This is a genomic window from bacterium, from assembly GCA_024228115.1.
In the GTDB taxonomy this organism is placed as follows: Bacteria; Myxococcota_A; UBA9160; order UBA9160; family UBA6930.
Genome location: JAAETT010000378.1, coordinates 1 through 6,268, shown reverse-complemented (window position 1 = coordinate 6,268; position 6,268 = coordinate 1). Strand labels below are relative to the sequence as shown.

General features: G+C 62.0%; 6 protein-coding genes. 4 read left to right on the top strand and 2 right to left on the bottom strand.

Annotation, left to right across the window (positions count from 1 at the left end):
* Positions 1-175 precede the first annotated feature (175 nt).
* Positions 176-796: a class I SAM-dependent methyltransferase gene (locus GY937_16745; GenBank protein ID MCP5058353.1), complete on the top strand. Its 621-nt coding sequence runs from the start codon at positions 176-178 to the stop codon at positions 794-796.
* Here the strand turns inward: GY937_16745 and GY937_16740 are convergent.
* Together GY937_16740 and GY937_16735 are read right to left on the bottom strand one after the other, a co-directional pair.
* Entirely contained in the window at positions 768-1,187 is a 420-nt protein-coding gene (locus GY937_16740; GenBank protein MCP5058352.1) for a VOC family protein, read from the bottom strand. The two genes, GY937_16745 and GY937_16740, sit on opposite strands and share 29 nt — an antisense overlap.
* A gap of 3 nt (positions 1,188-1,190) precedes the next feature.
* Positions 1,191-2,276 (bottom strand): D-alanine--D-alanine ligase, encoded by a 1,086-nt coding sequence (locus GY937_16735; protein ID MCP5058351.1) that lies wholly within the window; start codon positions 2,274-2,276, stop codon positions 1,191-1,193.
* A 62-nt stretch (positions 2,277-2,338) separates the two neighbouring features.
* Here GY937_16735 and larE point away from each other — a divergent pair, with 62 nt between their 5' ends.
* The 3 genes from larE to GY937_16720 all read left to right on the top strand — a co-directional run bounded on the left by larE (position 2,339) and on the right by GY937_16720 (position 6,035).
* Positions 2,339-3,172 (top strand): ATP-dependent sacrificial sulfur transferase LarE, encoded by an 834-nt coding sequence (gene larE, locus GY937_16730; protein ID MCP5058350.1) that lies wholly within the window; start codon positions 2,339-2,341, stop codon positions 3,170-3,172.
* Positions 3,169-4,113 (top strand): hypothetical protein, encoded by a 945-nt coding sequence (locus GY937_16725; protein MCP5058349.1) that lies wholly within the window; start codon positions 3,169-3,171, stop codon positions 4,111-4,113. Before larE ends, GY937_16725 begins: the two co-directional genes overlap by 4 nt.
* A 179-nt stretch (positions 4,114-4,292) precedes the next feature.
* Positions 4,293-6,035, top strand: a complete 1,743-nt coding sequence (locus tag GY937_16720; GenBank protein ID MCP5058348.1) for a glycosyltransferase family 39 protein — start codon at positions 4,293-4,295, stop codon at positions 6,033-6,035.
* Positions 6,036-6,268: the final 233 nt, after the last annotated feature.

Below are 6,268 nucleotides of genomic sequence, written 5' to 3'. Positions count from 1 at the left end.
TGACAGTCTGTGCGGTAGTATCCGGCTTCATGAAGGGGCCCTTGTTGAGGGGAAACGCGTGTCGCAACACGTTTCTACCGCAACTGGGGCCTTCTTCAATTCAGGAACGCGACTTCTTCATGAATTATTCGGGCTAGAGGGCCTTGATCTCGTGCATCTCCAATGCCATTTCGGCATGGATACCCTGGCCTGCGCTCGGCGCGGAGCCCGGGTTACGGGCCTCGATATCTCGGAAGCGGGGATCGCTGCTGCGCAGAAGCTGGCTGCCGAGATCGAGATCCCTTCGCGATTCGTCGTTGCGAATGTCTACGACGCCGTCGAAGCATTGGGTCAGACCTACGATGTCGTCTACACGGGCCGCGGCGCACTCAATTGGCTGCCGGATATTGGCCGCTGGGCGAAGGTGGTTCACGCGTTGTTGCGGCCCGGTGGTTTTCTCTACTTGAACGAGTTCCATCCGGTGACCGACATGATGGCCGACGACTCCTTCGAGATCGAGTACGACTACTTCGGTCGGGCCGAGGGCTACTGCTTCGATGACGGACTCACCTATACGGAAACCGGCGAACGAACGGATCACACGGATTCCCATGAATGGATCCATCCGACGAGCGCGGTGATCACGGCATTGCTCGACGTCGGGCTTCGGATCGAGCTCTTCCGGGAGCACGAGTTCTCGGCCTTCGGACGCTTCCCTTTCCTCGAAAGAGAGGAGGATGGGATCCGGCGCATCTACCGCATGCCCGAAGGCAAACCGCGGCTTCCGTTCATGTACTCGATTCGCGCGAGGAAGTAGGGCCCTTCAGCTCGACCGCGTTCCCATCCGGGTCGCGGATGTACATCGAGGGACCGTTTCCCTCAGCGCCGTAGCGTTCGCCGACGTCGCCGGGTTCGATGCCGTGGCTGCGGAGGTGGGCCGCGAGAGCCGCTTCGTCGAAGCTTTCGATACGCAAGGCGAAGTGGTCGACGTTCGGTGCTCCCGGGTCGGGAGCTGCGCCACCCGCGCGGCCCAGGGGCGAATCCAGGGGCACTAGATCGATCAACGCGCTGCCGGCCCGAAGCTGGACCAGCCCCAATGCGTCGGATCGGCGCTCCTCGCTGCAGCCGAGGGCGCCGCAGTAGAAACGGAGTGAAGCCTCGAGATCCTGCACGCGGACGACGACGTGGTCGAGCCCAAGGATCTTCATCGCCTAACCTCGTTTGTAGCTTCGTTCCAGGCCTTGCTTGCGGTGGGAATGCTCGAGCGCGAGCTCGATGAGCCGGTCGAGGAGCGCGGGGTAGGCGAGCCCTGAGGCCTGCCAGAGCTTCGGCACCATCGAGACATCGGTAAAGCCAGGCAGGCTGTTGACTTCGTTCAGCCAGATTTCGTCCGTCTGCTTGTCGATGAAGAAGTCCACGCGCGCCATACCGCGTCCCTCGAGTACCCGGAAGGCATCGAGGGCGAGGGCCTGGAGCCGAGCGGTCAACGCGTCGGAGAGAGGTGCGGGAACCCGGAGTTCGGTGGCTTCATCGACGTACTTCGATTCGTAGTCGTAGAAATCTGCGTGCGGGACGATCTCGCCGGGCACCGAGGCTTCCGGCTCATCGTTGCCGAGTACGGCCACCTCGACTTCCCGGGCGTCGACGCCGATCTCGACGAGGATCTTCTCATCGTAGTGGGCGGCTTCTTCAAGTGCGGGGGGCAGCTGCTCCGCGCTCTCGACCTTCGAGATCCCGACCGAGGATCCCAGGTTGACGGGCTTGACGAAGAGTGGGAGGCCGAGTTCCTGGATCAACGCGCGGCTGGCATCTTCGAGGCGTCCAGCGATCTCGTGGGCGCGGACGCAAACGCCCGGGACGACGGGAAGGCCCGCCGCCGCCAACAGCCGCTTGGCGACATCCTTGTCCATCTGAATTGCAGAACCGAGCACACCCGCACCGACATAGGGCACACCGGCCAACTCGAGGAAGCCCTGGAGCGTGCCATCTTCCCCACCGGTTCCATGCACGATGGGCAGGACGACATCGAGTTCCGCCGCCGTCGCGCCATCCTCGACCGAAACCAGGGTGCGCTGGCCCGGAATCGCCGGGAGTGTGACCTCCTCCTCCTCCAGCACGGCTTCGGGCAGGAGGTCCGGCCCGCCCAGGTGCCAACGTCCCTGCTTGGAGATGGCGATGAGCTGGACGTCGTAGCGGGAGGGATCGAGGGCCTGAAGGATGGACGTGGCCGAGGCGATCGATACCTCGTGCTCGACGGAGCGCCCGCCATAGACGATGCCGACGCGGATCTTGGCCATTCCTACCCCCGGCAGGCGAGCATAGCTTGACCGCCCGGGCTGGCCCCTCCTACTCTGCCGGGGTGTCCATCCCCCCGGAACTGAAGCAGAAAGAGGCCGAACTCGAAGAGCGCCTTCGGGCCGCGGGCCGCGTTCTCGTGGCCTTTTCCGGCGGCGTGGATTCGAGCTATCTGGCCCTGGCCGCGAAGCGGGCGCTCGGCGAGGGGGCGCTGGCGGTGACCGCGGTCTCACCCTCCTATCCCGAGAGCCATCGGAAGATCGCTGACGAAGTAGTGGCGGCCTTCGACATCCCGCATCGCTACATCGATACCCACGAGATGGATAGCGAGGACTACCGCGCCAACCGGCCGGATCGCTGTTACTTCTGCAAGACCGAGCTGTTCGAGGCGCTGGGCCGGATGCGCGACGAGGATGGCTTCGCGGCGGTCGCCTACGGCGTCAACACCGATGACCAGGGCGACTTCCGCCCGGGGCATCGTGCGGCGGACGAGCATGGCGTGCTCTCCCCGTTTCTCGATGTCGAGCTTTCGAAGGCGGAGATCCGGGCGCTCTCCCGCGAGGCCGGGCTGCCTACGGCGGATCTTCCCGCTTCCGCTTGTCTGGCTTCCAGGCTTCCCTACGGGACGAAGGTGACGCCGGAGCGCTTGAAGCAGGTGGAGGAGGGCGAGGAGCGGCTGCGGGCCCTCGGCTTTCGGCAGCTCAGGCTTCGTCATCACGGCCTGGTTGCGCGGGTGGAGATCGATCCGGCGGAGCTTCCGCGGGCGCTCGATCCGGAGATGGCCCGTGCGATCGTCGCGTCGCTCAAGCCCCTGGGCTTCCGTTTCATTTCCCTCGATCTCGAGGGCTACCGGACCGGCGCCTTGAACGAGGTCCTACCGGCGAGCATTCGCTCGTGAGCCGCCCGCCGGCGGTTTCATGCCAGGGCGCGCCTCGCGATCTCGGCCACGATCAGGGCGCGTTCGCCCGGCACGCGATCGGTACGGCCAGGCGCAAGCTGCCGCGTCCGAGCTTCATCGATCGGCTACTGCCGGATCCCCAGGAGCCCGAGATTTGCCTGGGCCGGGACATGCGCCGATACTTCCCTCACCTGTTCGAGCGCACGATCGGCATGGCGCGGGGTTCCGGAGCGAGCGAGCGAGTGCTCTGGAGCCTGCTCGCGCGGCATGCCGAAACGGAGAGCGGCGCGACGATTGCGGCGGTCGGGGCCCCGGCCTGTCTGGTCCGGGCGATCGCCCATCCGCCAACCGATCTGATCGTGCGACGCAGCGAGCCCGGAGAGGGCGACTTCCGTTCGATCGAGCTGGCATTGCCCGGCATCGTCCCGGCGCTGGTCGGTGTGAATGAGCACGGACTGGCGGTCTCGGCGAGTTGGGGATCGGCAGCGCGACATCTCGAGGGAAGGCGAACCAGTGCCGCCCCGGCGCTCCTGCTCGCGCAGGATTGCCTGCAACGTTTCGACGCCCTGGAAGCGGCCCTCGAATGGTGCGGGAGACGCCCTGCAGCCGGCCCCGCAACCCTCGTGTTGGCCGACGCGAAGGGTGCGAGTGCGGCCATCCATGTTCTTGGCGACGAGCGACATGTGCTGTTTCCGAATGACGGCTTGTTGGTCGCGCCGTTCGGAGGCGATCGCGCTCGCCGCATCGAGAAAGCCGCAGCCGCCCAACCCCAACGGGACGCGGCAAGCCTTCACAAGATCCTCGACGAAGCCAACGAACCGAGCCTCACCCGCGTGACCATCGAAGCCGGCACCCCCAGCCTGGGCCTCCGCTACTCCGACGGCGGCACGGAGTGGCTTTCCCTTGACAACTCGATTGTAAACTTCGTCCCCGCTCGTTGAGTTGTTAAGGAAGCCTTGGTGTGGATGAGGCCGTGGGCGGAGTTGGCACTGTTGCTGGCCAACTCGATCCGAACAGCCGGGCGTCGGACGAGTGCAGTTCGCGTGGCTCATCTATAACTATCATGAAATAGGTAGGTCTCTCTCTCGCCTTCAATGAAAATTGGAGCTAGCGTCGCGACATGACGCCGCTCGACACCCGCCCCCCCGGACTATTGTTGCCAAACAAGGAATTGGCTGCACGGTTGGCGGTTTGGATCAAGGTCTGGCCATACTTTGAGATCATCGCATTGTGTGTGCTCTTCAGCTGCTACTTCTACGTCTTCAGTCTTCGAACTCCGTACCACTACGACTCGATCGAGTATCTGAAGGGCGCTCGTGAACTCATTTCTGTAGGTCACTACGAGCAGTTCATTCCGGCTCGCATGGTCAATGCGTGGTTCTATGTCTTGCCTGTCTGGTTGTTCGGAGACGGAGGTCTCAGGGTCACGAACGTGGCAATGTTCACGGCTCTCCTTGCCGCATTCAATTTCCTGGTACGCGGACTCTACGGACGCGAGGTTGCGTTCTGGAGTTGCCTCGCGATGGCTACGATACCCGCAACCATTATCACCGTGACGCATCTGAAGGAGGACTTCAACTCCCTGACGATGCTGGCTCTGGCTGTTCTGTGTTTGATGAAACGCCGGTCGTACCTCTGGACTCTTGTCGCCAGCATCTTTGGAGGTGTCGCGGCTCTCACCAAGGAGCTTCCGCTCGCGCTCTTTCCGGTATTTCTTGTAGCCGCTACTTGGGTCCAATCACGTGATACCACTCTGCAATCCCGACCTGAAAAGGCATCCATGATTCCAATGTTCTGTCGGGTTGCTCTCGGCATTAGTGCCATGGGTGCGACGATGTGGGTATTGGAATCGGACCACGTAGAGTACATGGGAAGGCTAGGTGCGTTAGTTGGCCTCGGGAAACCGGCACCCTTTTCCTCTTCGATCCAGCGCTTTGGTTTTTTGACCTGGTCCCAATCGGTCGGTTGGATGCGGATTCTTCACCTGGCTCTGGTGCCGGCAGTCGTTGTCCTGATTCGCCGCCGCCGAGCACTCCCGCTCCTGTGGCTTGCAATTGGTGTTGGGAGCTATTTTCTGATTGCCACCAACACGGCAGTCCGCGAACGGCATTTCGTGTGGGCATCGTTCTTCCTGCTGCCCACGATTCTCGGACTGTGTTTCGACGCTCTTCGGTGGGTCAGCGAATCGCGATATTCCTTGGCACTCAACGGCAGTACGTGGGCTTTGCGAGTCTTCATAGGCATCCTCGTGATGCTCAACCTGACGGATGCGTATCCGGCGTTGAGCTATCGAGCGATGTTCAACTCACAGCAGCAATATTTCGGTGGCCTGAAAGGTGAATTGCCGGCCAACGCGCTCTTGCTTGGTATGGACAATTGCATCATCGCCTCTCACTATTCGGGCTTGGAATGCTACACGCCCCCAGCGAACTTGAGCACCAAACAATGCAACGAGTTCGTGGAGAAAGTAGTGGCGTGGACGGAATCGCGGCCGGTCTACGGGCTCTACGACCTATTCTCGTATGATGTGGCGACAACGGGGGGGGAGTGCGCCCGGGCCTTTGACACGAAACTCCGTCGGGTAGCGGTGTACACGAAATTACACGAGGACTTCCACTACATGACGCTGGGAACTCCTATAGGGTATTTCGCAGGTTTGTACAAAGACAAGGGGTGCCGTCCCAAGGCCGTCAAACACCAGAGCGTAGAGATCATAAGAGGCCTCGAAATGGACGAAACCACTACTTCATTCGTCTGCCCGGGTCTTCCCAGGCCCGTTCGTATCAAACGACTGGCCTATCATGGTCGAGAGTTCGAGCTGAGATCACAAAGCGTTGTCCAGATCACGCGGAAATCACAGTGAGGGGATGAGGCCCACGGAGCTCAGCAGTCGAGCGCTTCTTTCCAGCCACGGGGTTCAGTGCTTGACCGCGGCCACGATCGCATGGCATTTGGAGGCCTCGGTGAACACCTCAAAACCGGCCATACGTGAACGTCTGAAAAGCGGCCATAGGGAGCCGCCCAAGACAGGTGTGGTGTGATTAGCCCTTTGTGGGTGTGTTTTTCAAGGTGGCCTTCTCTCGGGATCGCCAGCTC